28 protein-coding genes are annotated in these 24,152 nt (G+C 72.2%); 11 read left to right on the top strand and 17 right to left on the bottom strand.

Translation table 11 applies throughout. The features are described 5' to 3' along the window. Window positions 1-40: 40 nt before the first annotated feature. Window positions 41-346, bottom strand: a complete 306-nt coding sequence (locus IW256_RS16235; protein WP_197011782.1) for a hypothetical protein — start codon at window positions 344-346, stop codon at window positions 41-43. 77 nt (window positions 347-423) lie between these two features. Then, complete coding sequence (locus IW256_RS16230; protein WP_197011781.1) at window positions 424-654, bottom strand: hypothetical protein; 231 nt, start codon at window positions 652-654, stop codon at window positions 424-426. Window positions 655-816: 162 nt separating this feature from the next. Between IW256_RS16230 and IW256_RS16225 the strand changes: the two genes are divergently transcribed. From IW256_RS16225 to IW256_RS43095, 4 genes are all read left to right on the top strand, one after another. After that, window positions 817-1,206, top strand: coding sequence for a helix-turn-helix domain-containing protein (locus tag IW256_RS16225; RefSeq protein ID WP_197011780.1), 390 nt, complete (start codon window positions 817-819; stop codon window positions 1,204-1,206). Beyond that, the gene (locus IW256_RS16220; RefSeq protein WP_197011779.1) at window positions 1,155-1,643 is read left to right on the top strand and encodes a DUF5753 domain-containing protein; all 489 of its coding nucleotides are present in this window, start codon (window positions 1,155-1,157) and stop codon (window positions 1,641-1,643) included. The genes IW256_RS16225 and IW256_RS16220 overlap by 52 nt, the downstream gene beginning before the upstream one ends. Next, complete coding sequence (locus tag IW256_RS16215) at window positions 1,640-1,846, top strand: DUF397 domain-containing protein (RefSeq protein WP_197011778.1); 207 nt, start codon at window positions 1,640-1,642, stop codon at window positions 1,844-1,846. The genes IW256_RS16220 and IW256_RS16215 overlap by 4 nt, the downstream gene beginning before the upstream one ends. A gap of 126 nt (window positions 1,847-1,972) precedes the next feature. Further along, complete coding sequence (locus tag IW256_RS43095) at window positions 1,973-2,329, top strand: DUF397 domain-containing protein (protein ID WP_197011777.1); 357 nt, start codon at window positions 1,973-1,975, stop codon at window positions 2,327-2,329. A 162-nt stretch (window positions 2,330-2,491) separates the two neighbouring features. On the opposite strand, the gene IW256_RS16205 is transcribed toward IW256_RS43095, so the two are convergent. The 3 genes from IW256_RS16205 to IW256_RS16195 form a co-directional block, all read right to left on the bottom strand. Further along, on the bottom strand, window positions 2,492-3,463 hold the full coding sequence (locus IW256_RS16205) for a zinc-binding dehydrogenase (RefSeq protein WP_197011776.1): 972 nt from the start codon (window positions 3,461-3,463) through the stop codon (window positions 2,492-2,494). Window positions 3,464-3,739: 276 nt separating this feature from the next. After that, window positions 3,740-4,324, bottom strand: coding sequence for a dihydrofolate reductase family protein (locus IW256_RS16200; RefSeq protein WP_197011775.1), 585 nt, complete (start codon window positions 4,322-4,324; stop codon window positions 3,740-3,742). Window positions 4,325-4,466: 142 nt separating this feature from the next. Next, the gene (locus IW256_RS16195) at window positions 4,467-5,447 is read right to left on the bottom strand and encodes a threonine ammonia-lyase (RefSeq protein WP_197011774.1); all 981 of its coding nucleotides are present in this window, start codon (window positions 5,445-5,447) and stop codon (window positions 4,467-4,469) included. 143 nt (window positions 5,448-5,590) lie between these two features. Here IW256_RS16195 and IW256_RS16190 point away from each other — a divergent pair, with 143 nt between their 5' ends. Continuing rightward, a complete protein-coding gene (locus IW256_RS16190; protein ID WP_231403809.1) occupies window positions 5,591-6,055 on the top strand; it encodes a four-helix bundle copper-binding protein in 465 nt (154 codons plus the stop codon). A 139-nt stretch (window positions 6,056-6,194) separates the two neighbouring features. Then, the gene (locus IW256_RS16185; RefSeq protein WP_197011773.1) at window positions 6,195-7,712 is read left to right on the top strand and encodes a HEAT repeat domain-containing protein; all 1,518 of its coding nucleotides are present in this window, start codon (window positions 6,195-6,197) and stop codon (window positions 7,710-7,712) included. A 244-nt stretch (window positions 7,713-7,956) separates the two neighbouring features. Here IW256_RS16185 and IW256_RS16180 read toward each other — a convergent pair whose 3' ends face one another. Both IW256_RS16180 and IW256_RS16175 read right to left on the bottom strand, forming a co-directional pair. After that, window positions 7,957-8,508 carry a DUF421 domain-containing protein gene (locus IW256_RS16180; protein WP_197011772.1) on the bottom strand — a complete coding sequence of 184 codons (552 nt, stop codon included), beginning with the start codon at window positions 8,506-8,508 and terminating at the stop codon, window positions 7,957-7,959. A 157-nt stretch (window positions 8,509-8,665) separates the two neighbouring features. Next, window positions 8,666-9,238 (bottom strand): CGNR zinc finger domain-containing protein, encoded by a 573-nt coding sequence (locus IW256_RS16175; RefSeq protein ID WP_197011771.1) that lies wholly within the window; start codon window positions 9,236-9,238, stop codon window positions 8,666-8,668. Between the two features lie 74 nt (window positions 9,239-9,312). Between IW256_RS16175 and IW256_RS16170 the strand changes: the two genes are divergently transcribed. Next, on the top strand, window positions 9,313-10,392 hold the full coding sequence (locus IW256_RS16170) for an EamA family transporter (RefSeq protein WP_197011770.1): 1,080 nt from the start codon (window positions 9,313-9,315) through the stop codon (window positions 10,390-10,392). Here the strand turns inward: IW256_RS16170 and IW256_RS16165 are convergent. Then, window positions 10,389-10,721, bottom strand: a complete 333-nt coding sequence (locus IW256_RS16165) for a cupin domain-containing protein (protein ID WP_197011769.1) — start codon at window positions 10,719-10,721, stop codon at window positions 10,389-10,391. The genes IW256_RS16170 and IW256_RS16165 overlap by 4 nt on opposite strands. Before the next feature lie 70 nt (window positions 10,722-10,791). Here IW256_RS16165 and IW256_RS16160 point away from each other — a divergent pair, with 70 nt between their 5' ends. From IW256_RS16160 to IW256_RS16150, 3 genes are all read left to right on the top strand, one after another. After that, entirely contained in the window at window positions 10,792-11,751 is a 960-nt protein-coding gene (locus tag IW256_RS16160) for a GlxA family transcriptional regulator (protein WP_197011768.1), read from the top strand. Window positions 11,752-11,823: 72 nt separating this feature from the next. Then, window positions 11,824-12,465 carry a dihydrofolate reductase family protein gene (locus IW256_RS16155; protein WP_197011767.1) on the top strand — a complete coding sequence of 214 codons (642 nt, stop codon included), beginning with the start codon at window positions 11,824-11,826 and terminating at the stop codon, window positions 12,463-12,465. Between the two features lie 72 nt (window positions 12,466-12,537). Next, on the top strand, window positions 12,538-13,926 hold the full coding sequence (locus IW256_RS16150) for an LVIVD repeat-containing protein (protein WP_197011766.1): 1,389 nt from the start codon (window positions 12,538-12,540) through the stop codon (window positions 13,924-13,926). A 111-nt stretch (window positions 13,927-14,037) separates the two neighbouring features. On the opposite strand, the gene IW256_RS16145 is transcribed toward IW256_RS16150, so the two are convergent. Next, a complete protein-coding gene (locus tag IW256_RS16145; protein ID WP_197011765.1) occupies window positions 14,038-14,358 on the bottom strand; it encodes a hypothetical protein in 321 nt (106 codons plus the stop codon). A gap of 135 nt (window positions 14,359-14,493) precedes the next feature. Next, window positions 14,494-15,465 carry a TIGR03619 family F420-dependent LLM class oxidoreductase gene (locus tag IW256_RS16140; RefSeq protein ID WP_197011764.1) on the bottom strand — a complete coding sequence of 324 codons (972 nt, stop codon included), beginning with the start codon at window positions 15,463-15,465 and terminating at the stop codon, window positions 14,494-14,496. A 115-nt stretch (window positions 15,466-15,580) separates the two neighbouring features. On the opposite strand from IW256_RS16140, the gene IW256_RS16135 reads away from it, so the two are divergent. Continuing rightward, complete coding sequence (locus IW256_RS16135; RefSeq protein WP_197011763.1) at window positions 15,581-16,369, top strand: SAM-dependent methyltransferase; 789 nt, start codon at window positions 15,581-15,583, stop codon at window positions 16,367-16,369. Between the two features lie 54 nt (window positions 16,370-16,423). Here IW256_RS16135 and IW256_RS16130 read toward each other — a convergent pair whose 3' ends face one another. Genes IW256_RS16130 through IW256_RS16100 form a run of 7 tightly spaced genes read right to left on the bottom strand, consistent with a single transcriptional unit; the run spans window position 16,424 to window position 24,149 of the window. Then, on the bottom strand, window positions 16,424-17,461 hold the full coding sequence (locus tag IW256_RS16130; protein ID WP_197011762.1) for a LacI family DNA-binding transcriptional regulator: 1,038 nt from the start codon (window positions 17,459-17,461) through the stop codon (window positions 16,424-16,426). Beyond that, on the bottom strand, window positions 17,458-18,543 hold the full coding sequence (locus IW256_RS16125) for a Gfo/Idh/MocA family protein (RefSeq protein ID WP_197011761.1): 1,086 nt from the start codon (window positions 18,541-18,543) through the stop codon (window positions 17,458-17,460). Before IW256_RS16125 ends, IW256_RS16130 begins: the two co-directional genes overlap by 4 nt. Window positions 18,544-18,557: 14 nt before the next feature. Beyond that, the gene (locus IW256_RS16120; protein WP_197011760.1) at window positions 18,558-19,409 is read right to left on the bottom strand and encodes an amidohydrolase family protein; all 852 of its coding nucleotides are present in this window, start codon (window positions 19,407-19,409) and stop codon (window positions 18,558-18,560) included. Then, the gene (locus IW256_RS16115; RefSeq protein WP_197011759.1) at window positions 19,406-20,251 is read right to left on the bottom strand and encodes a VOC family protein; all 846 of its coding nucleotides are present in this window, start codon (window positions 20,249-20,251) and stop codon (window positions 19,406-19,408) included. The genes IW256_RS16120 and IW256_RS16115 overlap by 4 nt, the downstream gene beginning before the upstream one ends. A 4-nt stretch (window positions 20,252-20,255) precedes the next feature. Next, window positions 20,256-21,545: an ABC transporter permease gene (locus IW256_RS16110; protein ID WP_197011758.1), complete on the bottom strand. Its 1,290-nt coding sequence runs from the start codon at window positions 21,543-21,545 to the stop codon at window positions 20,256-20,258. Next, entirely contained in the window at window positions 21,535-23,097 is a 1,563-nt protein-coding gene (locus tag IW256_RS16105) for a sugar ABC transporter ATP-binding protein (protein WP_197011757.1), read from the bottom strand. Before IW256_RS16105 ends, IW256_RS16110 begins: the two co-directional genes overlap by 11 nt. A 50-nt stretch (window positions 23,098-23,147) precedes the next feature. Then, window positions 23,148-24,149, bottom strand: a complete 1,002-nt coding sequence (locus IW256_RS16100) for a sugar ABC transporter substrate-binding protein (RefSeq protein WP_197011756.1) — start codon at window positions 24,147-24,149, stop codon at window positions 23,148-23,150. Window positions 24,150-24,152 lie beyond the last annotated feature (3 nt).

Raw genomic sequence — 24,152 nt, 5'->3', positions numbered from 1 at the left:
GAAGGGTACGTCACCCCTCGCGACCTGCGCATATTCCCGATCAACCCCGTCCGGCCAGGGCTCGGGCGCCCCACGGCGCCAGCAGCAGATGGACGCTCTCGGCCGCCCGCTCCGGGTCGTCGCACGGCCCCAGCAGCACCCCCGCGGACGAGCGGAACCACGCCACGGCGGCCCCCATGGCACTCGGCGCGGGAACCACCGCGACGGTCTCGCCGAGCCCGGGAACGCGAGCGTCGAAGACGCGCAGCGCCGGAGGCGACCCCCCGATCGACGCGCTCGCCCATCCCCTGGCCGCCAGGGCACCTTCCAGCCGCCACAGGCACACCTCCGCCTCAGAGGCACGCACCGAACGAGGCCGCCCGTCCCCCTGCCCTGCCTTGACCGTCCGCGCCACCCTGCGATGACGCGCCCTTCGGCCGGCCATCACCGCCCCTTGGCGACGGCGCGGAACCGTTCCCGGATCAGCGCCTCCCGCAATTCCCGGGCGGTGTCGCACACGACCGTCGGATCGACGCCCGCCATCGGGTCGTGCAGGGTGGCCACCCAGTCACCGAGGAGCCCGTCCCCCCGGGCCGCCCTCCAGATCCGATGCCCGGTGAATTCGGCCCGCAGCCGGGCGAGTATTTGATCGTCAGAAACTGGTCGCGCGTGCATCAGGGAACTGGCCTCACATTCCGCTCGTCCGCCGATTTCGTGCGACCAGCTTTCTGCGACGAGTTACGCTCTGCCACATATCAGTGACACCCCGATCACCCCCCACGTCCCGTCCGGCCACACACCAAGATCAATGGCCATCGAACGGAGGACAGATCTGCCATGTCCGACGAATCAGGCGACTTCACCCGTGACCCGCTCATCAGGGCCTACGCCGCCGTCCTGCGCGGCTACCGCGACGAAGCGAAACTGTCCCGCGCGAAACTGGCCGAGGCCCTCGGGTGCTCCCCGCAGTGGATCGAAAAAGTAGAGACCGGACAGAAGCCGCCCTCCGAGGAAACCTCGGATGACCTGGACACCTACTTCAAGACGCCAGGGCGCACGTTCCACCTCATCTGGCAGGAGATCAAGCGAGAGGGCAAGCACCTGGCCCTGCCACCAGGCTTCCCCGCCTTCGTCAAGCGCGAGGCCGAGGCGTCCGTCATGCAGATCTTCGCCCCATGGTCGTGCACGGCCTGTTCCAGACGCCCGCGTACGCCACCGAGGTCCTGAAAGCCGGACGCACTTCCCAAGAAACCGAAGACCTCGTCAAGACCCGAATGGAACGCCAGGAGATCTTCAACCGCCCGGGTCTCTCACAGATCGTCTTGATCGTGGACGAAGGAGTGCTCCGCCGCCCCATCGGTGGCCCATCGATCATGAAGGAGCAACTCCTCCACCTGATCATGCGTGCCGAGGACCCCAGGATCACCTTGCAGGTGGTCCCAAGTACCACAGGCGCATATGCCGGACTGCCAGGCGCCTTCACCATTCTGGGTTTCATACGAGACCCCGAAGTCGTCTATGTAGAAGGCCACACCGCCGGCCAGTTCGTGGACCGGCCGGTTGAGGTCCATCAGTACGCGCTACGCTACAACTTGATCAGGGGTACGGCTCTCTCCGCAGACCAATCCCTGGAGCTGCTACACGTGATAGTGGAGGGCCTATGACCAGGCCGAATGTGTCCCCCCAGTGGCGCAAGAGCAGTCACAGCACCGATACCGGCGGCGAATGCGTCGAGGTCGCCGAGCTCAGGCCCGCCATCGGCATACGCGACTCCAAGAACCCCGACGGCCCCGTACTCCTCCTGCCGGACAACCACTGGAAAGCACTCACCCGCCACATCAAGGACGGGCGGTACGACCCGGCTTGACAAGGCCACACCACCAGGACGGTCGAAGGCCACAGGGCAAGGCAGCCTCCCGCACTTTGACGGGAAAGTTCAGGTTCCCTTGCCTTGTGGTCCCATGCTTCAGACGCACAGCAGTGATGAGGTGCCATGAGCAGGCCAAATGCCGCACTTCTTCGATGGCACAAGAGCAGCCACAGCGGTGACACCGGTGGTGAATGCATCGAGGTCGCAGCGATCCCCCGGCAGTCAGCCAGCCCAGACGATGAGGTGCCTATGAGCAGGCCGAACGCGTCCCCCCAGTGGCGCAAGAGCAGCCACAGCACCAACACCGGTGGTGAATGCGTGGAAGTCGCCGGACTCACACCCGCCATCGGCATACGCGACTCTAAGAACCCCGACGGACCCGTACTCCTCCTGCCGGACAACCACTGGAAAGCACTCACCCGCCACATCAAGGACGGGCGGTACGACCCGCCTGACAAGGCCACACCACCAGGACGGTAGAAGGCCACAGGGCAAGGCGGTTCCGCGCCCTTTGACTGGGCAGGTCAGGCTTCCCTGCCCTGTGGTCGCATGCTTCGAACGCACAACAGCAATGAGGCGCCTACGAGCAGGCCAAGTCAGCCTCTTACAGCCGCCGCCCGGGTGCTCTTGGCACGGGGTCCGTTAGATAAGCAGCAGGGTCTTCCCTAGGGCGGTGCGATTCTCGATCGCGGCGTGCGCGTCGGCGGCGCGTTCCAACGGGAAGGTCTGCCCGATGACTGGCCGGACGAGCCCGGCTGCGGCCTTGGACATCATCTGCTCCGCCCACCGCCCTACGTTCGGCCCGAATTCGAAGAGCTGCTCGATGCCGATCACGTCCACGCCCTTGAGCCGGGCCTCCGCAGAGTCGACGAGTGTCACCTCGCCGCTGGAGGCACCGTGCACCGAGAACCGGCCACCGCGGGCCGTCACCTCGAATGCGGCCCGCCCGATCTGTCCGCCGACGCCGTCGAACACCACGTCCGGTCCCGCACCACCGGTCACTTCGAGCACCTGCTTGGTCCAGGCGGGCTCGGAGTAGTCGACCGCGGCGTCGGCGCCCAGGTCCCGGATCAGGTCGAGCTTCCGCGCTCCGCGGGCGACTCCGACGACCCGAGCGCCCTCCAGACGGGCGAGCTGGACCAGCAGGCTGCCGACGCCACCGGCCGCCGCCTCAACCAGCACCCAGTCCCCGGAGCCGATGCCGGCCCTCTCGATTAGGCCCTGCGCCGTGCTGCCATCGCTGTGCAGGGCGACGGCCTCCGGCAGGCCCAGTCCGTCCGGAACCGGAAACAGTTCCTGGACCTCGGCCACGGCACGCTCGGCGAACCCGCCGGTCTCCCCGGTACCGGCGATGACCCGGCGTCCAAGCCAAGCCGGATCCACTCGCGCCCCGACCGAACTCACATGACCGGCCACCAGACCGCCCGGCACATACGGCAACGACGGCCTCGCATGCCACTTGTCGACACCACGCCGGATCTGAGTCTCGACGAATGTCACCCCGGCCACCGCCACATCGACCACGACCTGGCCCGCCCCAGCCACCGGCTCCGGCACCTCACCGGGCACCAGCACCTCCGGATCCCCGAATCGCAGCACCTGAACGACCCGCATACCGCCCACCCCTTACGTTCGCCGCATGGAACCCAAGCATCCAATCTCAACCATGCTTGAGGTCAAGGTGCCGCTCCAAGCAGCGGCAGCCGCCTCTACCGCGGTTGATCAGCATTGGGTCGTGATGAGGCGCCGCAGTGCGGCGTGGGCGGGTGGGCGCTGCGCATCAGAGGGCGAGCGACCTGCACGTGACCGGCACCGGCGGTTCGCGGGCAGGGTTCTCCCACCTGCCGTAAGCAGGCGGGAGAACCAGGCGAGGCACTCGTTCCGGCGTCCTCAGGCGGGTTGGTAGCCGAGGACGACGGTGCCCTTGCGCGTCGTTCGGGAGTCGATGAGCCGAAGCCTCCTCATCTCCTGGTCGTCGGGGAACAGGCGTTTGCCGCTGCCCAGCAGGAGCGGGTGCACGAGCAGGGTGAACCGGTCGACCAGGTCGTGGCCCATGAGGGTCCGTACGAGCATGCCGCTGCCCAGGATCACGATGTCCCCGCCCTCCTGGTGCTTGAGCTTCGTGACGGCCTCCGGGACGTCGCCTTCGAGCAGGAACGTCTTCTGCCAGGTCACCTCCCGCAGTGTGGTCGAGGCCACGTACTTGGGGGTGTTGTTGAGGTGCGAGGTGAACGGGACGTCGCTCGGCCCGGTCGGCCAGAACGCGGCCATCTTCTCGTACGTCCTGCGCCCGAACAGGTAGGCGCCCGTGGCCGACAGTCCCTCGGCGTTGGCCGCCATGAGTTCGTCGTCGGCTGCGAAGTGGGCCGCCCAGCCTCCGTGCCTGAACCCGCCCGAGGTGTCCTCGCCGGGTGATCCGTACCCCTGCATGACGCCGTCCACGGACAGGAACTCAACGGCTGTCAGTTTCCGCATGGCACTGCTCCTTCCTCTCACCTCCTACACGAACGGTGCCGGGTGAAATCGACAGGCGGCGGTCATGCGGGCTTCTCCGCGTTGGCCGGTACGACCTGGCCTGAACGGATCGGCTCTACAGCGTTCCGCAGTGCTGCGGTTGTCAGGAACCGTGGACGGGGGCCGCACCGACCCAGCGGTGGTAGGCGTCCAGGTCGACGTTGCTGCCGCACACGATGGTGACCACGTGCCGGCCGGCGAAGCGGTCGCGGTCTTCGAGGATCGCCGCGACGCCGAGCGCGGCCGACGGTTCGACGACGAGGCCGGCGTGGTCGAGGAGCATCCGCATACCGGCCTTGATCGACGCCTCCTGGACCAGGACGGCGTCGTCGGCGACCAGGAGGAGGTCGTCCAGGACGGCCGGGATGGGGCACCGGCCGGCGACGCCGTCGGCGATGGTGTCGGTCGAGTCGGTGGTGACGACGCGCCGCCCGCGCCACGAGAGCGTCATCGCCGGGGCGCCCAGCGGCTGGACGCAGATCACCTCGACTTCGGGCGCCAGGGCCTTCACCACATGACCCACGCCGGTGGCCAGCGCGCCGCCGCCGAGAGCGATCAGGACGGCGTCGAACGGCGGCGCGGTGTCCACCAGTTCCAGGCCGATGGTCGCCGCCCCCTCGCAGGTCTCGATGTCCAGGCTGTCCTCGACCAGCCGGACGCCGTCGCGGCGCGCGATGTCCGCCGCCCGCTCGCGAGCCATGTCGAAGTCGCCGTCCACCAGCTCCAGCCTGGCGCCCAGGGCGCGGATGCGATCGAGCTTGGCTACGGGCGCGAAGCGGGAGGCCACGACGGTGACGTCGAGCCCCCGGCCGCGACCGGACCAGGCGAGGGCTTGACCGAGGTTGCCCGCGCTGGCGCACACCACCTCGCGCGAGCCGTTGCCGGCGAGCAGGCTGGTGATCAGTTCGGTGCCGCGGGCCTTGAAGCTGCGGACCGGGTTCGCCGTCTCGAGCTTGACGCTCACCGTGCATCCGAGGCCGGGCTCCAGCGCCTCGCAGCGGTACAGCGGGGTGTCGAGAAAGATCGGGTCGATCACCTGGCGGGCCGCCTGGATCCGGGCGGTGTCGAGGCGCGTCTCCTGCACGGCACAGCAGCGTAGCGCGCTGGTCCGTTCGGGTGAACGCACCGGTGCCCGTGCCACAGGTCCGGCTCATCGCTCCGCATGACTCCCGTGGCACGGGTACGCGAGACAGGGAAGGGAGCGAGAACGACACGACGGAGGTCGCCATGACGTACACGGCTCAGATGATCGAGACGTACCCGGCGGAGATCGAGCTCGACCACCAGGAACTGGCCAGGGTGATCGACGCGCTGAGCAACTGCGCGCAGACCTGTACGGCCTGCGCGGACGCCTGCCTGTCCGAGCCGGCGGACGAGCTTCCGCGCCTGGCCCGCTGCATCCGGGACAACCTCGACTGCGCCGACATCTGCACCACGACGGCATCCGTGCTGTCCCGCCACACCGGTTACGACGCCGCTCTCACCCACGCCCAGGTACGGGCGGCCCTCCAGGCCACCAAGACCTGCGGCGACTCCTGCGAGGAGCACGCGAGCACCCATGAGCACTGCCGGATCTGCGCGCAGGCGTGCCGGGAGACCCAGCAGGCGCTGGAGAGCCTGCTTCCGAAGCTGGAGCCGAAGGGGCAGGGGCCGCGGCAGCCCAGCCAGGCGGCTCCTCAGCAGGGAGGCTGAACGACTCGTCCGTCCCCCGCCCGGTCCCTGACCCGGGCGGGGACGCTTATGCGGGCTCCCCGGCTCGTTCCGGCTGCGTTGCCAACCGGGCACGCGCCTGAGGCGTCCTCCCAAGAGTCATCGGTCGGGGGGAATGGTCATGCTCGCAGGTCATCAGATCACGTTCTTCCTCCGTGAGATCGGCTCGGCCGATCCCGCGCGCCGCGCCGCCGCGGCCAAGGGGCTCGGTCACATGGCCGGGCACGTCACCGAGCTGGCCGCCCTGGCGGCGGATCCGGATCCGCGGGTGCGCGCGGCGGCCGCCCTGGCCCTCGGCAGGCAGGGCGAGGCGGCGCCGACCGGGCCGCTGGTGGCGCTGTGCGCCGATCCCGACGCCGAGGTCCGGCGGCGTGCCGTCAACGCGCTGGACCGGATCGGCGCGTCCGGGCCCGAGGTGGCGGCGGGTTTCGTCCAGAGGATCGGGGACAACGAGCTGCGCAGCCGCCCGCTGGTCCTGGACTGGCTGCGGCGGTACGCGGTGCCGGTCCCGGCCGGGTCGCTGCTGCCGCTGATCGCCGAACCCGACCCGCGGATCTGGTCCCTCGCCGCCTCCCTGCTGCGGTTGCTGCCCGAGGCCGACGCCGTCTTCGCCGACCTGGTGCGTACCGCGCCGGAGGAGGTGCGGCGGCGGGGGCTGCGGATGCTGGCCAGCCCCCAGGCCGGTCTCCCCGGGATCGGCGCGGGCGCCACACCGGAGACGCGCGAGGCGGCCTGGCGCCGGTTGTGGGACCCGGAGCCGCTGGTCGTCCGGGCCCTCCTGGCCGCCCTCGAGGCCGAGACCGAGCCGTTCGCGCGCAACGTCCTGCTGGGCGCGCTGGCCGCGCGTCGCGTCCCCGAGGCCGCGGCGCCGGCCGCCGCCTGGCTCGCCGATCCGGAGTGCGGGCCCAGCGCGGCCTCGGCGCTGGGCGGGGCCGGTACGGTCGAGGCCGTCGATCTGCTGCGGCGCTTCGCCCTGGGGCCCGGCCCGCGGGAGGACCGGCTGCGCGGCGCGGCGCTGCGGGCGCTGGGCACCGCCGGTGGCGTCCCGGAGGCCGAGTCGTTGTTCGGCCTGCTCGATGATCCGGCCGAGCCGGTGCGCCTGGGCGCGGCCGAGGGGCTGGGCGCCTTCTTCCAGCGCTTCGACGGATCCGTTCACGGCCGGCTGGAGCGTTGGCGGGCCGAACGCGTGCCCGGCCAACCGGTCCCGCCTCCCGCGGACGACCCCGCCGTACGGGGGCTGGCCCGGCGGACGGCGGAGCGGCTTGCGCGGATGCTCGCCCTTGACGTGCGGCACGCCGACACCTACCACAACGCCCTATGGCATCTCCCGGAGGCGCGTCCCCTGCTGCCGGCGCTGCTCGAACATCCCGAGGGCCGAGTGCGTTCCACCGCGCTGCATCTCGCCGAGCGGTTCGGCGACATCGGTTTCGGTGAACGGCTGCGGTTCTTGGACGACGTCCACCACACGGTGCGCCAGGGCGCGGCCCTGAGCTTCCTGCTGCTGGCCGAGCAGCGCGGGCTGACCCCGGACGAGCGGGACACGCTGCGCCCGCGCCTGGTGCGCGGGCAGGGCGACCCCGACCGTTTCGTCCGCACCTTCACGACCAAGGCGCTGGCGCACCTGGGCCGGGCGGGGTAGGGCCTGTCGATGCCACGCTCGCCGGGCCTGGAGGTACGGCGCGGGGATGTTTCGTCGCAGCCGGACGGGTAGGGCGGGGCGCGTCAGGGACATCGATCTAGGGGTGAACAGATCGGGCACCGACGGACACGGCGTGATCAGCGTGCCGGCGCGCGACCACCGAGGTCCGGGAGATGTTCGGCTAAGTAGGGCCGGCGATCATCTCTCCGGCCGCGGGAGCGGGTGGCGGCGTGCCCGGCGGGGGTCACCCGGGGCCGTCCGGCTCCCGGTACCCGGCCGCGTTCTCCAGTCCCTCCCGGACGAGGCCGTCCGAGGAGGTGGCGTGCCCCTCCTCCGGGACGACGGTGAGCCCGCCCTTGGCCTCGTAGAGGACGAAACGGACGTCGGAGAGCTGGAACACGCCGCGCTGGCGGAGTTGCGCGTACAGGTCGTCCCGGGTCAGGCCGCAGGTCCGTAGCTGGTCGTCGCGGACCCTCCCGTGCGCGACCAGGACCCGGATCCGATGGTCCAGCAGCGTGCCGAGCGCCGGGTTGAAACGGGCGACGCTCAGGACGCGGTGCAGGGCGACCACCGTCACCAGCGCGACCGCGCCGGTGACATAGGACTGCGACGAGGCGACCGCGGTCCGCCCGACGATCGCCCCCACCGCGACCGCCGCCACCACATCGATCATCGTCCACTGGGCGAGGGTGCGCCGCTCGCCCAGCCGCAGGGCCAGCAACGCGGTGCCGTACATCAGCGTGGCCTTCGCCGCCACCGCCCCGAGCTGTTCCCAGCCCCCCGTCAGCCACCACATGCCCACCCCAGAGCGATGACGATCAGCCCTTCACTGATTACCCAGTGCAACCTTATTCGTTTCCGGGCGCGCTCGAAGATCGGCGGCCTGACCCTCCTGTAATCGCGGGGCAGCAGGCGGCGGCGCATGGACGCCGCGCGCTGACCGTCCGCCCACCTCAGCTCGTGTGGCGGCGGCGGTAGGTGCGCGCCTTGGCCCGGTTGCCGCATTCCGACATCTGGCACCAGGTTCCCGAACGGTTCCGCGAGTGGTCGTAGAAGGCCCAGAGGCAGTCCTCGGCCGGGCACACCTTGAAACGTCGCCAGGTGCCGTCCAGCGTGGACGTGCCGACGATCGCCAGGATGCGTCCGAGCGCCTCCAGTACGCCGCCGCCGGGGCGCGGCGCCAGCGCCGAGGTGCCGTCCGGCGCGTACCGGAGCCGCACGCCGGCGTCGCGGGAGAGCCGATCCAGCGTCTCCGAGGCGTCCGGATCGGCGGCCTGCCCGGTGTTGTGGCGCGCGAGCGCGCGCAGGGCCTCACGGACCTCGACCGCCCGTCGCCACTCGCCGTCCGAGACCGCGGTGGTCCCGTCCAGCAGATCGCGGGCCCGCAGCCAGTCCCGCAGCCGTCCGGCGTCGGACACCTCGTCGGTGCCCAGCTCCAGGTCCCTCGTGTTCACGAACGCGCGCACCGTCTCCAGCGCGCCCGGGGCGTCCTGCTGCTTGCGCCGCTGCTCCGACTTCGTAACCATCTAATCAGTTTAGTGGTTATTCTGATGATCGGTGGGCATCGTCCGGACCGAGCGGACCTCGCGAGAGGATGGACATGATCGGGAACCTCATCCAGGACGCCCGGAGCGGCGGGGGCGCCGCCAGGTACGCGGGCCTGGCCGCGGTGGTGACCGCGGCGATCCTGTGGGGACTGGGCGGGACCGTGGCCGGCGTCCTCTTCGAGGACGGGGCCGCTCCCTTGGAGGTCGTCGCCCTCCGCACCTGGATCTCCCTGGCCGGGCTCGTTCTGATCCTGACCTGGCACCGGCTCAGGACGGGGGCTCGCCCACGGCCCGGCCGGGTCCGTGCGGCCTGGGTCCCCATCGTGGGCTTCGGGCTGTCGGTGACCGTGGCCAACGCCGCGCTCTTCCTGGCCATCAGCCGCCTCCCGGTGGCCGTCGCCCTGGTGTTGCAGAACCTCGCCCCCGCCTTCGTCATCGCCTGGGGGGTCCTCGCGACGCGCCGCCTCCCGGCCGTGCGCACCCTGCTGGGCCTGACCGTCGCCTTGGTCTGCGTCGCCTTCGTCGTGGAGCTGCCATCGGCGTCCCTGCACCAGATCGATGTGGCCGGGGTCGGCCTCGGGCTGCTGACCGCCGCGGCCGTCGCCGGGTTCTCCGCGTTCGGCGGGCGGGCCGTCGCCGCCTGCGGAGCCCTGACCGCCAACACCTGGGCGTTCGCGATCTCCGGGATGATCTGGCTCGGCCACCAGCTGCCCGGCGGGGTCCCCGGGCCGGTCCACCACCCCGGCCAGCTGCTCGGCACGCTGGCCGTCGGCATCTTCGGGACGCTGGTGCCCTTCCTGCTGTTCTCCTGGGGAACCTCCCGCGTGGGCGCGGAGGTCGGGGCCGTGAACATCTCCCTCGAACCGCTGTTCGGCGCCCTCCTGGCCCTGGTGTGGCTGGAGCAGACGCTGACCCTCACCCAGGTGGGGGCGGCGGCGATCCTGCTCGCCGCGATCATCGACCTCCAGCGGACCCCGCCCCCGGCGGCAGGGCGGACCCCGGTGAGCGCCACCGCCCCCGCCTCGTCTCCCGCCCTCTCGACGCCCGGTGACGGCGAGAAGCCCGTCATCAGTACGGCGGCCGGCCGCTCCGGTCACGCGGCCGGGTCCGCCAGGCCCGCGCAGCCGATCTAACCTTCCGGATAGAAGAGGAACAGCGTGCAGCCCGTCGCCGTCTGCGGGACGTGCGAGGAACCCGCCGCGGCGTGGATGAACGTGCCGGCCGGGTAGTCCCGTTCGCCGTCGTTGAAGACGCCGGAGATCACGAAGACCTCCTCGGGGCCCGGTTCATGGACGTCGACCCCCTGCCAGCACGTGTCCGGGTCCATCTCCAGCACGGCGGCCTTCGCGCCGTCGTCCCCGTTCCACAGGGGCCGCACCCGGATGCCCGGGAAGAGTTCGCGGACCGGGGCGTCCTGGACGGCCGACCACACATAGGCGGGCGTGTTCTGCTCTGTCGTCATGAGGCCAGCCTGGCGGCCTGCAGCCGTCCGTCCGAGTGTCAGGAAAGACATCATCGAGTACTTTCCTGCCATGCACCGAGTAGTGGCGCTCGTCCGCCCACCGCAATCGACGTTCGAACTCGCCTGCGCGGCCCAGGTGTTCGGGATCGAGCGGGCGGGACCCCCGACGCGGTACGCCTTCGGCGTGTGCACGGAGCGCCCCGGCCCGGTCGCGACGCACGCCGGGTACGACATGATCGTGACCGGCGGGCTGGACGCGCTCGACCGGGCGGACACGGTGATCGTCCCGGGCTGGCTACCCGCCAGGGAACCACCCTCGCCCGAGGTCGTCCGGGCACTGCGCCGCGCGCACTCCCGCGGAGCGCGGGTGGTCAGCATCTGCTCCGGCGCCTTCGCGCTGGCGCACGCCGGCCTGCTGGACGGACGGCGGGCGACCACCCACTGGGCGCTGGCCGGTGAGCTCGCAGCGCGCTTCCCGCACGTCCGGGTCGACCCGGACGTGCTGTACGTGGACCACGGTGACGTGGCCACCAGCGCCGGCGCCGGGGCCGGCATCGACCTGTGCATGCACCTGGTCCGTACCGACCAGGGCGCCCGGTACGCCGCGCACATCGCGCGGACCATGGTCATGCCGCCCCACCGCGAGGGCGGGCAGCTGCAGTACTCGGCGCCGCCGCACCCCGCGCAGATCGACGGCACCCTCGCCCCGTTGCTGGAGTGGGTCATCGGGAGGCTCGGCGAACCGGTGACCATCGAGAGCATGGCCGCGCACGCGGGCGTCTCGGCCCGTACCCTCAACCGGCGGTTCGCCGACCAGCTCGGCACCAGCCCGGGACAGTGGCTGCTCGCCCGGCGGATCGCCACGGCCCAGGACCTGCTGGAGTCCTCCGACCTCCCCCTGGACGCCATCGCCCGCCGCGTCGGGCTCTCCTCGGCCACCAACCTCCGCAGGCGCTTCCTCAACGCCCTGGGCACGACGCCCGGCGCCTACCGCCGAGCGTTCCGGGCCAGGCCGCGAACCGGCCGCTGACACCGGTAAATCGTTCGATGAGTTCAGGGGGGTGCGCCCGTCTACCTTGCGTAAGCACCTGAGGAGGACACCATGGGCATGATCCACATCGACCTGTTCGCGACGCTCGACCTGGTCGGGCAGGCACCGGGCGACCCCGACGAGGACCCGGACGGCTTCCCGTTCGGGGGCTGGCAGGCGCCCGTGTTCGACGAGACGGTCGGCCGGCACGTCGGTGCCGGGTTGGAGGGCATGGACGCCCTGCTGCTGGGCCGCAGGACCTACGACATCTTCGCCGCGTTCTGGCCGAACCAGGCCGACGGCGTCGACGGCGGCATCGCCACGCTGTTCAACAGCGTCCCGAAATACGTCGCCTCGCGGGGCAACCCGGACCTCGGCTGGACGGGCTCGACGCGGCTGGGACCCGACCTGGTGAGCGCCGTGCGCGAGCTACGCGACAGGCATGAGCACGTCCACGTGATCGGAAGCCTGAACCTGGTGCAGACCCTCCTGCGCGAGCGCCTCTTCGACCGGCTCGACCTGTGGGTCTTCCCCCTCATGCTCGGCGTCGGCAAGAAGGTGTTCGACGACGGTGTGGTGCCCGCCAACCTGACGCTCCTCGAGCCGCCCGTCGCCTCGTCCACAGGCGCCGTGCTCCTGCGTTACGGCCTTGGCGCGGGGACCCCCGGCACCGGGGACATGCGGCGCGAAGACCGCGGCGCCGGTTCGGACTGAACGGTCGCCGGGCCTTTCGATCTCCTTTATGCCGATCCCCCTTTGATGATCAAGACGTCGGAAGGGGACGGGATGACTCCGAAGGAGTTCGGGCGCCGCCAGGCACTGCGGGCATCGCTGACCGGGGCCGCCGCGCTCGGGGCGGCGCAGGCCATGACCACGCCCGCGGCGGCCGGGGAACGGCCGCCACGGGCGCCGCGCGGCGCGTACGCCCGCAACGTGGAGGCGGTCGGCTACAGCGATCTCGACCACCGGCCCGCGTTCAAGATGGCGGTCCGGCGGGCCGGTGACCGCTGGTACCTCTACACCGGGCACTTCTGGGACAGCGGGTGGAGCGTCGTGGACGTCACCGACCCGCGCAGGCCGGAGGTGGCGGCGTTCGTGGAAGGGCCCGCCGACACCTGGACGCTGCAGGTGGACCTGTCCGGGAACACGATGGTCACCGCACTGGAGAGCGTCTTCCCCAACTTCGGAGGCGATCCCTCGGCCGACTTCGAGGACGGCGTCTACATCTGGGACATCGAGGACCCCGTACGGCCCCGCCGGCTGAGCCATTTCCGCACCGGCGGCACGGGCACGCACCGCAACCTGTATCCGGGCGGCCGGTACGTCCACCTGGCCGCCGGCGTCCCGGGATTCACCGGCAACATCTACATGATCCTGGACATCTCCGACCGGTCCCGTCCGCGCGAGGTGAGCCGGTGGTGGGTGCCGGGACAGCGCGACGGGGAGGCGAAGGAGCCGGTGGACGACCGGCGGCCGCACGCACACGGCTTCTGCTGCGGCGTCGCGGGGGACGTCTCGCTGCACGGGCCGGCGTATCCGGCCGGCGATCACGTCTACCTGCCGTACGGCGGGGCGGGCATGGTCGTCCTGGACATCTCCGACGTCTCGCGGCCCAGGCGGGTCGGCGGGCTGTCGTTCAGCCCTCCGTTCCACTCCCGGTTCGGTGTGCACGGCGTGCTGCCCGTGCCCGGCCGCCGGATCGCGTTCGCCAATTCCGAGGACGTGTCGTACGGCGCGGGCCCGGCGCCGCACGCGTCCATCGTCGACATCTCCGACCCGGCCGAGCCGTGGCTGCTGTCCACCCTTCCGGCGCCCGTGCCGCCGGACGAGGCGCCCTATGACGACTTCGCCACGCGAGGCGGCTGGAGCGGCCCGCACAACATCAACCACCACCAGCACCACCCCGACGTGCAGCGGCAGGGGGACCTCTTCTACATCGCCCATTTCAACGCCGGGCTCCGCGTGTACGACGTCTCCAACGTACGGCTGCCACGGGAGGTCGGCTATTTCATCCCGCCGGAGCCGAGCCGCCGGTACGGCCCGATGCCCGAAGGGGACCTGGTGGTGCAGACCGAGGACGTGGTCGTGGACCGCCGCGGCTTCATCTACATCTCCGACAAGAACCAGGGCCTGTGGATCCTGCGCTACACCGGCCCGAACCCCCGAGCACGTTGAACAAGGCGGCGCCGGCCGTGTGATCGGCCGGCGCCATTCAGCAACGCGCCGCTCCCCCGCCACGGCACCCGCGACTCGTCCCCCGCCGAGAAGCTGCACACCCTCGTCCCTTCACCGGCCTGAACGGCGTTCCTCCTCCCCAGGATCAGGAGCCTGCCCCAGGTAGCAGACACCCGCGAGAACGAGGCCCAGCGATGACGCCACCAAGACACCGCCCAATGCGGCAGGCAGAGTCGGCAGCGCGATGGTGAATCGGCTTCCATCATCGCCGTAAAGGCATTCAACGGTGCCAGGGCCCGTTTTCGCCCCGTACCCTTTTTCAAAAAGGGTGCCTATGCGCTCGCACCCACGCAACGAGAGCGTCCATTGGAAACTCAGTGCCGCCAGTGCCGCCACCTGGCTGGCGAGGGCCAGGAGCAGCAACGTTTTCACCGTGCGGAGTGCACGCGGAGTTCGAGAGGTCACCACTCTTGAGCAAGTTAGGCGCCGGTAGGGCCGCGGGCAATGCCCTGCTTCGGATCGTCCGGATCGGGACGAGCACAGCACCATGTCAGGGCGGGCGCGGTGTCAGGTTCCGGGCGGGGTGCGGCCGGTCGCCTTGCGGAAGGCGGTGACCAGCGCGCCGGCGGCCTCTTCGGCCTCGGCCGGGTCCGCCGACAGGGGGAGCCGGGCCCGGAAGTCGGTGACACCCGCGGCGACCAGGTCCGGAACGGCGTCCATCGTCGGTGCGAGGTCCACGGTCCGGTCGTCACGCCGCGCGATCGGGAGGGTGCCCGCGACCCGCAGCCCCTCGGGGTCGCCGCCCGCGTCCGCCAGGGCGTCCCGCATCCGCGCGATCCCCGTGACCACGTCGTCGGCCGCGTCCCCCCAGGGGATCCAGCCGGACCCGAATCTGGCCAGCCGGCGCACCACGCGCCGGTTGACGGTGCCGCTGACCCAGATGGGGACCCCGCCCGGCTGCAACGGCTTGGGCATCATGTGGACGCCCTCGAACTCGACGTCGGCGGACCGGTACGCCGCGCGGCGGTCCCGCCAGAACGTCCGGCAGATCTCCAGCGAGCGGTCCAGCAGCTCGCCCCGTTCCTCGAACCGCAGGCCCGCGGCCTCGTACTCCTCGCGCTGCCAGCCGACCCCGACGCCGAGGTCGAGGCGCCCGCCCGAGAGGACGTCCAGCGTGGCCGCCGTCTTGGCCAGGACGACGGGGCGGCGGAGGGCGGCGATGAGGATGTTCGTGCCCAGCCGGACGCGGGAGGTCGTCCCCGCGATGACCGACAGGGTCGTCAGCGGCTCCAGCCAGTGGCCGTCGGGACCGGTGGGCTGCACACCGCCGCGCCGGCCGCCCACCTCGGGCCGGCCGTACTCCTCCAGGTTCTCCCCGAAGACCACGTGGTCGGACACCAGCAGGCGGTCCACTCCGGCCCGGTCCAGCAGCCGCGCCGTCTCCAGCAGGGGCCGCCAGCTCGGCGGGGCCTCCGCGGCGAAGGACGGCAGCGGTACCGACAGTTCGACCGGCACCCGGCCGGCGATCTCGTTCACCATGGACCTCCACTCGCAGACGCGCGCCCGCGCGTCCACGGTACGCCGGAACCGCCTCGTGGCCGGTGACGGCTGCGCTACGCTTGCGGCCGACTTGATCTTGAGTGGAGGACGTGGCGTGCAGGACATCGATCCCACCACCGCGAGCGTCGCCCGGATGTACGACTACTACCTGCATGGCAAGGACAACTTCCAGGTCGACCGGGACGCGGCAGACAGGGTCGCCCAGGCCATGCCGGAGATCCGCGAGCTCGCCCTGGAGAACCGCTCGTTCCTGCGCCGCTCGGTGCGGTACATGGCCCGCCGGGGGATCCGGCAGTTCCTCGACATCGGTTCCGGGCTGCCGACCGTGGGGAACACCCACGAGATCGCGCAGGAGATCGTCCCGGACGCCCGCGTCGTCTACGTCGACTGCGATCCGGTGGTGCTCGCCCACGGCCGGGCACTGCTGGCGACCGACGACCGCACCACGGTGGCGCAGGCCGACATGCACCGTCCGGAGGGCGTCCTCGGGCATCCGGAGACGACCAGGGTGATCGACTTCGGCGCCCCGGTCGGGGTGCTGATGATCGCCATGATCCACTTCCTCACGCTGGAGGAGCGCGGCCCGGTCATGGGGCGCCTGCTGGACGCGCTGGCGCCGGGCAGCCATCTGGCCGCGACGCACGTCACCCGGGAAGGGCACGCGCCGGAGGCGGTCGAGCAGATCGAGGCCGTCTACGCGACCACCCCGACGCCCATCTACTTCCGCGGCAAGCCGGAGATCGCGGGCTTCTTCGAAGGGCTCCACCTGGTCGAGCCGGGGCTGGTCACCATCGACCGGTGGGATCCCGAGTCCGACACCAGGGACAGGCCCGCGGAGGACGTCGGCACCTGGCTCTATGGGGCGGTCGGCCGCAAGGACTGACCGCCCGGGTGGCGGGAGGCTCCACCACCCGTGCGGCGGGCGGCCGGGCTCGGGTCAGCGCGGGGGCGCCGTCGACTGCCTGACGACCAGCTCGATCGGGTCGCGGACGACCTCCTCGACGGGACGGTCCGGGGGCACCGTCAGCAGCAGCTCGGTGGCGCGGGCGCCGAGCGCGCGCAGCGGCATCCGCACCGTGGTCAGCGGCGGGATGAGGTGCTCGGCGAGCGGCAGGTCGTGCACCGCGACGACCGACACCTCCTCCGGCACCGACAGCCCGTGCGCGCGCAGCGCGCTCAGCACCCCGATCGCGGAGCTGACGTTGGCGACGAAGATCGCCGTCGGCGGCTCCGGGGCCTCCAGCAGCCGCCCGACGGCCTGCGCGCCGCCGCCGGGCCCGTAGGTGCCGCCGACGATCAGCCGCGGATCCTCCTCCAGGCCGCCCGCGCGCAGCGCCTCGACGTAGCCCTCGCGGCGGCGGTGGGCGGTGTCGGCGCCGGTGGGCCCGCCGACATGGGCGATGCGGCGGTGGCCGAGCTCCAGCAGGTGCTCGACGGCCATCCGGGCGGCGAGACCGTCGTCCAGGATGACGTGCCGGCCGCCCCCGCCGCGGCGGTTGACGAACAGCCACGGCAACGCCCGGTCGGCGAGCGTGGCCTGCTCCTCGTCGGTGATCGCGCCCCCGGCGAGCAGCAGCCCGTCCACCCGGCCCTGCCCGAGCAGGTCCAGGTAGGTCTGCGCGCGCCCGTCGCCGACCGTGGAGGACCCGACCATCAGCGCGCAGCCGCGGGTCGCCGCGGCGGTCTCCGCGCCGGTGATGATCTCGGCGTAGACGGGGTTGGCGAAGTCGGGGATGAACAGGCCGACGGTCCCCGCCCGCGCGGTGCGCAGGCTGCGGGCCGCGACGTTGGGCCGGTAGTCGAGCTCCTTGAGGGCCGCGACGACCCGCGCGCGCGTCTCGGGACGGATGTTGAGGAGCGGGTCGTTGTTGACGACGCGGGACACCACCGCCTTGTCGACCCGCGCCTTGCGGGCGACGTCGGCGAGCGTGACCCGGCGGGTGCGCCGCCCGCCGCGCTCGGTGGACGGGGTCACATCTTCCCCGGAAGCCGTGCCTCGCCGCTGGCGATGGACTCGTACAGGGCCTCGACGAGTGCCAGCGTACCCAGATTGTCGCGGGCCGCGGTGGGAGACGGCTCGCCTCCGGCGATCCAGCGCAGCAACGCGGCCATGGGCCCGGCGAACGCGCCGGGGATCCAGCGTTCGGTCACCGGGTAGGGCGTCCACCCGTCGGTGGGCACCGCGGCGCTGGACACCTCCAGGGTGTCGGGCCGGCCGTGCGGGTAGTCGTACAGCAGGCCCAGCGTGCCGCGGATCGCGCCCCGGTCGCCGTCGATCCGGAACTCCGCGCGGGCGTCGCCGGTGCGGTTCTCGTGGTTGACGTGCAGCACGGCGCGGGCGCCGTCCTCGAACAGCAGGGTGCTCATCGTGCGGGTCTCGCCCGCCACCGCCTGGCCGGGGGTACGGCCCGCGGCGGCGAAGACGCGGACCGGGTCGCCCAGGACGCTGCGCACCGCGTCCAGGTAGTGGATCGAGTGGTACATGATCTCCAGGCGGTCCGAGCCCTTCAGCCACGACCAGCCGCTGAAGTCGGTGGTGATGTCGACGTTGAAGGACATCGCGGTGGGCGTGCCGATCCAGCCCGCCTGGACCATGGCGCGCGCCGCCGCGATGCCCTCGTCCCAGCGCAGCTGCTGGTTGACGGCCACGCACCGGCCCGCCGCCTCGCCGAGGGCGGTGATCTCGCGGGCCTCGGCGAGGGTGGGGGCGAGCGGCTTCTGGCACAGCAGGTGCTTGCCGGCGGCCAGCGCGGCCCGGGCGATCGGGGCCTGCGCGGTCGGGACGACGGCGATGTCGACGACCTCCACCTCGTCGTCGGCGAGCAGCTCGTCGAGCGTGCCGTAGACCCGGGCGACGCCGTGCCGGGACGCGACCTCCTCGGCACGGTCCCGGTCCAGGTCGTGGACGCCGCGCACGGTCAGGCCGTGGGCGCGGTAGGCGGGCAGGTGCGCGACGTCGGCGATGGCGCCCGCGCCGACGACGGCGATCGGGCGGCGGTGCTCCTCGGGCACCGTGATCCGCGCCCGCTCGGCGATCGGTGTGAACAACTCCAGCATGGGGCGGCTCCCGCTCAGGTGGGGTCGGGGATGCGGTAGACGTCGGCGGCGGTGCCGCCCAGGACGCGGGCCCGCTCGGCGGGGTCGAGGCCGAGGCCGTCCAGGACCTTGACGGTCTCCTCCCACACCTTGCGGTAGTCCCCGGCGAGCACGGAGATCGGCCAGTCGCCGCCGAACATCAGCCGCGGCGCGCCGAAGAGCTCCAGCGCGTGCGCGACGTAGGGCCGCAGGTCCGCGGCCGACCAGGTCTCCCAGTCGGCGGCGGTGTTCAGCCCGGACACCTTGGCGTGGACGTTGGGGTACGCGGCGGCGCGGGCCAGCAGGTCGGCCCAGGGCCGCCACCCGCGTTCCCTGATCGGCGGCTTGGCCAGGTGGTCGATCACCAGCCGCAGGTCCGGGTGCCGTTCGGCCAGCACCGGCACGTGCTCCAGGTGCCGCGGCAGGACGGCGACGACGTCGAAGGTCAGTTCCCGCGCGGCGAGCAGGTCCAGGCCGTCGCGCACCTCCGGCCGCAGGAGCCAGTCCGGGTCCGGCTCGTCGTGGATCAGGTGCCGGACGCCGGCGAAGCGGGGGTCGCGGCGGTAGCGGTCCAAGGCCCCGGCGGCCTCGTCCGGCCGGGTCAGCGGCACCCATCCGACCACGGCCCGGACGCGGGGCCAGCGGTCGGCGACCTCCAGCATGAAGTCGGTGTCCTCGTAGGAGTCCGCGGACTGGACGAGGACCGTCCCGTCGACCCCGCACGCGTCCAGGTGCGGCTGGAGGTCGCCCTCCTCGAACGTCCGGTGGATCGGCCCCTGGTCGGGCGTCAGCCAGGGGTAGGCGACCCGGTCGAGGTTCCAGAAGTGCTGGTGGGCATCGATGATCAATCGTGGCTCCCTTCCGCTGGCGTGCCGGGCGCGGCGGCGGTCTGCTCGCGCAGGTTCCACACCTTGGCCAGCTCGCCGGTCCGCTCGTCCCGGCCCGGCTCGAAGCGGTCGACGAAACCGGCCATGTGCCGCTGCCACGCCTGGTCGGCCGGGTCCCCGGCGAGGACCTCCAGGGCGCGGGCGAAGTCGTCGGCGTCGACCAGGTGGAACAGGTCCCGGCCGCTGCGCCAGATCGTCCAGTCGCGGACGCCCGCCCGCAGCAGCGCCGCGAGCAGGTCGGCGGGGACGGTGGCGTGCTCCCGCTCGTAGGCCGCCTCCTGCCCCTCCCTCAGGACGCTGTGCAGCGCGATCGGTGCCCGCCCGGCCGGCGGGGGCGCCGCGCGGCGCGGCGGGGGCTGGACCAGTTCGAGCGTGATGTCGTCGGGGTCGAGGAAGTAGCAGGCCGCGCCCCCGGTGTTGACGCCGGCGGTGATGTGGTTGGGGGGCGAGACGAACCGCACGCCGAGCGCGGTGAGCCGGGCGTGCTCGGCCTCGATGTCGGGCACCGCGAACGCCATGTGCGCGGCGCCCGGATGGTGCCGGGCGGGGTCCTGGCGCTCACCGCGCGGGACGATGTACTCCACCAGTTCCAGGTCGTGCGTGCTGACCTGCTCGCCGCGGCCGGGGACGGCGAGCTGGGCGACCCGCAGGTGCGCGTCCGGGTAGCCGACCAGGGAGCGGGTGTAGGCGTTCGCCTGCTCCTGGACGTGGACCAGCTCCATGCCCAGGACGTCGCGGTAGAACGCGACCGAACGGTCGAGGTCGGCGACGTGGAAGCTGAAGTGCCAGATGCCGGACAGCATCGCCTCATCCGTCCTTTCGCTCGGCCCCGGACGCCCCTACCTTCTCAGGTGAGGGAGGCCGTTCCGGCGCGGTTCCGGGATCCGGCTCGCCCGGCGCGCCACCTCCCCCGGCCCGGTCCGGTGCCTCGGCCTCCCGGATGCGTCTGGTCTGCCTGCGCCGCAGCGACACCGTGTAGACGCCGGCCGCGACGATGAGGACGATGCCCTCGACCAGGCCCTGCCAGTTCGCGCCCAGGTTGAGGATGTTGAAGCCGTTCTTCAGGGTGACCAGGATCAGCGCGCCGACCAGCGACTTGGACACGCTGCCCAGGCCGCCGAACAGGGAGGTCCCGCCGAGGATGGCGGCGGCGAGCGCGGTGAGCTCGAAGCCGGACAGGCCGGTGGGGTTGATCGAGCCGAGCCGGGCGGCGTAGAGCACCCCGACGAACGCGGCGGCCGTGCCGTTGAGCACGAACGCCACGACGCGGTACCGGTCGACGGCGATGCCCGACAGCCGCGCGGCCTCGGCGTTGCCGCCGGAGGCGTACAGCCGCCGCCCGATCGTGGTGTAGCGCAGCACCCACGCCGCCACCGCCGCGAGCACCAGCAGGTAGAGGGTCCGCTGGGTGATCCGGATCGTGAAGATCGCCACGGGCGAGGCGGCGACCAGCGCCGCCCCGGCCACCAGGGGCACGAGCGCGGCCGGGGCGCGCCACCGGCGGGTCCGGAACACCCGCCATCCGCCGGCCGCCAGCAGGACGAGCCCGGCCAGCAGGTACAGGTTCGGGGTGATCCACGCTCCGCCGTCGATGGCGCGCAGGCCGTCGCGGGCGGGGCCGTCGGGGGCGGTGACGGTGCGGCCGTCGGTGACGATGAGCACGACCCCGCGGACGGCGGTCATGGTGCCGAGCGTGACGATGAAGGCGTTGATGCCGACGTACTGCACCACCACCCCGTTGAAGAGGCCGACCAGGGCGCCGGTGCCGAGCGCGAGGGCCAGCGCGGGCCAGAACCCGATCGTGTCGGACAGGCTGAGGCAGACCGCGGCCCCGAGCGCGGCGACGGCGCCGACCGACAGGTCGAAGTTGCCGCTGATCAGGACGATCGTGGTGGTGATCGCCAGGAGGCCGATCAGGGTGGTCTGGTCGAGGATGTTGGAGACGTTGGTCGGCCCCAGGTAGAACACCCGGCCCTGGGCCTGCCCGGCGACGGTCAGGACCAGCACCAGCAGGCCGAGGGCGTAGACGACGCCGGCGTTGCCGAGCCGCAGCGCGGCGGGGAGCCGCCACCGTCCGGGGGTGGCTTCAGTGCTCATCGGGCACCTCTTCTTCTTCGTTCGGGTCGGACGGCTCGGTCCGCAGGCCGTGGGCCAGCATGAGCAGCTCCTCCTCGGTGGTCGCGGACGCCCGCCGCTCGGCGACGATCCGGCCGCCCCGGGCGACCAGCACCCGGGTGGCCACCGACAGCAGCTCCTCGAACTCGCCGCACACGATGACGACCGCCTTGCCCTGGGCGGCGAAGCGGCGGATCAGCCGCAGCAGGTCGGCCTTGGCGCCGACGTCCACGCCCGCGGTGGGCTCGTCGAGGAGCCACACGTGCGTGTCGGCGTACATCCATTTGGCGAACACCACCTTCTGGGCGTTGCCGCCGGACAGCTCGCCCGGCACGGCGTCGACGCCCGCGGTCACGATGCCCAGGTCGGCGACCGCGCGGTCCGCGCGCTCGCGCTCGTCGGCGGTGCGCGGCACCAGCCCGCCGCGCGACAGGCGCGAGAGGTCGGGCAGGGAGACGTTCTGCCAGAGCGGCAGGCCGCCGTGCAGGCCCTGCCCCGCGCGGTCCTCGGGGACGTAGGCGACGCCCGCGGCGACCGCGGCCCGCGCCGACCGGCCCACCGCCGCGCCGTTGACGCGGACGGTGCCGCCGGCGGAGGGGTCGTCGCCGAAGACGGCGCGCAGGATCTCCGACCGGCCCGACCCGAGCAGCCCGGCGATGCCGACGATCTCACCGGCGCGGACGTCGAACGAGACGTCCCGCAGGCCGACCGCCGAGGACAGGCCGGAGACCTCCAGCACCCTCGGCGCGCCGGGGTCGGGCTCGACGCCGCCGGCGCGTTCGACGGCGAGCAGCTCGCGGCCGGTGACGGCGCGGACGAGCATGCCCTCGGTGACCTCGGCGGTGGCCTCGTCCAGCACGGTCGTGCCGTCCCGGACGACCGTCACGTGGTCGGTGAGCTCGAAGATCTCGTCGAAGAAGTGCGAGATGTAGAGGAACGCCGTGCCCTGGGCCGACAGCCGGCGCACCGCGTCGAACACCACCCGCCGCTCCTGCTCCGCCAGCGACGCGGTGGGCTCGTCCATGATCACCAGCTGGGCGCCGGCCGCCAGCGCCTGGAGGACCGCGACCATCTGCCGCGGGCCGATGGGCAGGTCGCCCACCACCGCGTCCGGGTCGACGGGGTAGCCGAGCCGGTCGGCGAGCGCGGCGAACTCCGCCCGCAGCGCCGGGGTCGTCCGCCAGGGCCCGCGCCGGTCGAGGAAGACGTTCTCGAGCACGGTCAGCGTGGGCACCAGCGGGACGTGCTGGTGGATGGTCGCGATCCCGGCCTGGCGCGCCGCGCCGGGGTCGCGCCACCGCTGGTCCTGGCCGGCCCAGCGCAGCACGCCGCCGGTCGGCGGATGCGCCCCAGAGATGATCTTGACGAGGGTGGACTTGCCCGCCCCGTTGGCGCCCACCAGCCCGTGGACACTGCCGGGGCGCACGGCGAGGGAGACGCCGCGCAGGGCGCGCGTCCCGTTCGGGAACGTCTTGGTGACGCCGTCGAGGAGCAGCAGCGGCTCCCGCTCACCGGCGTCCTGGACGCCGCCCATCGATCCCTCCTTCGCGTTGGTCGCGGACGTCTCCGGCGGCACCGGCCGTGTCACCATTGCGGCTGGCAGTCGCCGACGTTGTCCTTGGTGATCGACGGGGTGTCGTAGGTGACGAACTGGGCGTCGTACTTCTTGGCGCCGGTCAGCTGCTCGTGCAGCACCTGCATGGCGCGCTTGCCGAGGTCCTCGGGCTTGAAGCAGACGGTCCCGTACAGCTCGCCGCTCTTGACGGCGTCGGTGCCGAGCTTGGAGCCGCCGATCCCGATCACGGCGGCCTTGGAGCCGGCGGCCTTGACGGCCTTGGCGCAGCCGACGCCCATGTCGTCGCTCTCGGCGTAGAAGAGCTTGACGTCGGGGTGGGCGGCGAGCATGTTCTGGCAGGCCGCCTGCGCCTTGTCGGGCACCCAGTCGCCCGGCTGCCGGGTGACCACGTCGTAGGTGATCCCGGCCGCCTTGGCCGGGGCCAGGAAGTCGCGGAACCGCAGCTCGACCTCGGCGAACCCGGCGGCGCCCTCGACGACCGCGATCGGGCCGCCCTTGGGCACGGCCTTGACGGCCAGCTCGCCGGCCTTGCGCCCGGCGGCGTACTCGTCCTGGGTCACCAGGGCGGCCAGGCCCGGGTAGACGTCGTCGAGCTTGCGGGTCTTGGGGTCGCCGACCTGGGACGCGACCGCCACGGTGGGGATGCCGGCGTTCTTGAGCTGGTCGACCATCCCGGTGGCCACACCGGAGTCGACGGGGAGCAGCAGGACGCCGTCCGGCCGCTGGCCCGCCAGGTCCTGGACGTCGCTGGACTGCTTCTCGGCCTTGCCCTGCGCGTCGACCTCGACGATCTTGACGCCGAGGCGGGCGGCCTCGGCCTTGATGCCCTTGCTGATCGCGGCCGGGAAGGGGAAGCTCAGCCCCAGGGTGGAGACCCCGACGGTGAGGTTCTTGGTCTTGGCCGCGGTGTCCTGGGACCCGCCGGCCTGCTCGGCCTGCCCGCATCCCGCGGCCAGGGTCACCGCCGCGAACGCGGCCGTCACGGCTGCCAGGGCCTTCTTTCGTGCCATCGC

It is taken from the genome of Actinomadura viridis (genome assembly GCF_015751755.1).
GTDB classification, from domain to species: Bacteria; Actinomycetota; Actinomycetes; order Streptosporangiales; family Streptosporangiaceae; genus Spirillospora; species Spirillospora viridis.
The sequence above is the reverse complement of the archived record's forward strand: the minus strand, read 5'-3'. Positions and strand labels throughout refer to the sequence as shown.

Excerpts from the sequence above, each read along its gene's own strand:
- IW256_RS16230 (WP_197011781.1), bottom strand. The coding sequence starts at position 654 with ATGCACGCGCGACCAGTTTCTGACGATCAAATACTCGCCCGGCTGCGG.
- IW256_RS16225 (WP_197011780.1), top strand. The coding sequence starts at position 817 with ATGTCCGACGAATCAGGCGACTTCACCCGTGACCCGCTCATCAGGGCC.
- IW256_RS16220 (WP_197011779.1), top strand. The coding sequence starts at position 1,155 with ATGGTCGTGCACGGCCTGTTCCAGACGCCCGCGTACGCCACCGAGGTC.
- IW256_RS16215 (WP_197011778.1), top strand. The coding sequence starts at position 1,640 with ATGACCAGGCCGAATGTGTCCCCCCAGTGGCGCAAGAGCAGTCACAGC.
- IW256_RS43095 (WP_197011777.1), top strand. The coding sequence starts at position 1,973 with ATGAGCAGGCCAAATGCCGCACTTCTTCGATGGCACAAGAGCAGCCAC.
- IW256_RS16205 (WP_197011776.1), bottom strand. The coding sequence starts at position 3,463 with ATGCGGGTCGTTCAGGTGCTGCGATTCGGGGATCCGGAGGTGCTGGTG.
- IW256_RS16200 (WP_197011775.1), bottom strand. The coding sequence starts at position 4,324 with ATGCGGAAACTGACAGCCGTTGAGTTCCTGTCCGTGGACGGCGTCATG.
- IW256_RS16190 (WP_231403809.1), top strand. The coding sequence starts at position 5,591 with ATGACGTACACGGCTCAGATGATCGAGACGTACCCGGCGGAGATCGAG.
- IW256_RS16185 (WP_197011773.1), top strand. The coding sequence starts at position 6,195 with ATGCTCGCAGGTCATCAGATCACGTTCTTCCTCCGTGAGATCGGCTCG.
- IW256_RS16180 (WP_197011772.1), bottom strand. The coding sequence starts at position 8,508 with ATGTGGTGGCTGACGGGGGGCTGGGAACAGCTCGGGGCGGTGGCGGCG.
- IW256_RS16175 (WP_197011771.1), bottom strand. The coding sequence starts at position 9,238 with ATGGTTACGAAGTCGGAGCAGCGGCGCAAGCAGCAGGACGCCCCGGGC.
- IW256_RS16170 (WP_197011770.1), top strand. The coding sequence starts at position 9,313 with ATGATCGGGAACCTCATCCAGGACGCCCGGAGCGGCGGGGGCGCCGCC.
- IW256_RS16165 (WP_197011769.1), bottom strand. The coding sequence starts at position 10,721 with ATGACGACAGAGCAGAACACGCCCGCCTATGTGTGGTCGGCCGTCCAG.
- IW256_RS16160 (WP_197011768.1), top strand. The coding sequence starts at position 10,792 with ATGCACCGAGTAGTGGCGCTCGTCCGCCCACCGCAATCGACGTTCGAA.
- IW256_RS16155 (WP_197011767.1), top strand. The coding sequence starts at position 11,824 with ATGGGCATGATCCACATCGACCTGTTCGCGACGCTCGACCTGGTCGGG.
- IW256_RS16150 (WP_197011766.1), top strand. The coding sequence starts at position 12,538 with ATGACTCCGAAGGAGTTCGGGCGCCGCCAGGCACTGCGGGCATCGCTG.
- IW256_RS16140 (WP_197011764.1), bottom strand. The coding sequence starts at position 15,465 with ATGGTGAACGAGATCGCCGGCCGGGTGCCGGTCGAACTGTCGGTACCG.
- IW256_RS16125 (WP_197011761.1), bottom strand. The coding sequence starts at position 18,543 with ATGCTGGAGTTGTTCACACCGATCGCCGAGCGGGCGCGGATCACGGTG.
- IW256_RS16115 (WP_197011759.1), bottom strand. The coding sequence starts at position 20,251 with ATGCTGTCCGGCATCTGGCACTTCAGCTTCCACGTCGCCGACCTCGAC.
- IW256_RS16110 (WP_197011758.1), bottom strand. The coding sequence starts at position 21,545 with ATGAGCACTGAAGCCACCCCCGGACGGTGGCGGCTCCCCGCCGCGCTG.
- IW256_RS16105 (WP_197011757.1), bottom strand. The coding sequence starts at position 23,097 with ATGGGCGGCGTCCAGGACGCCGGTGAGCGGGAGCCGCTGCTGCTCCTC.
- IW256_RS16100 (WP_197011756.1), bottom strand. The coding sequence starts at position 24,149 with ATGGCACGAAAGAAGGCCCTGGCAGCCGTGACGGCCGCGTTCGCGGCG.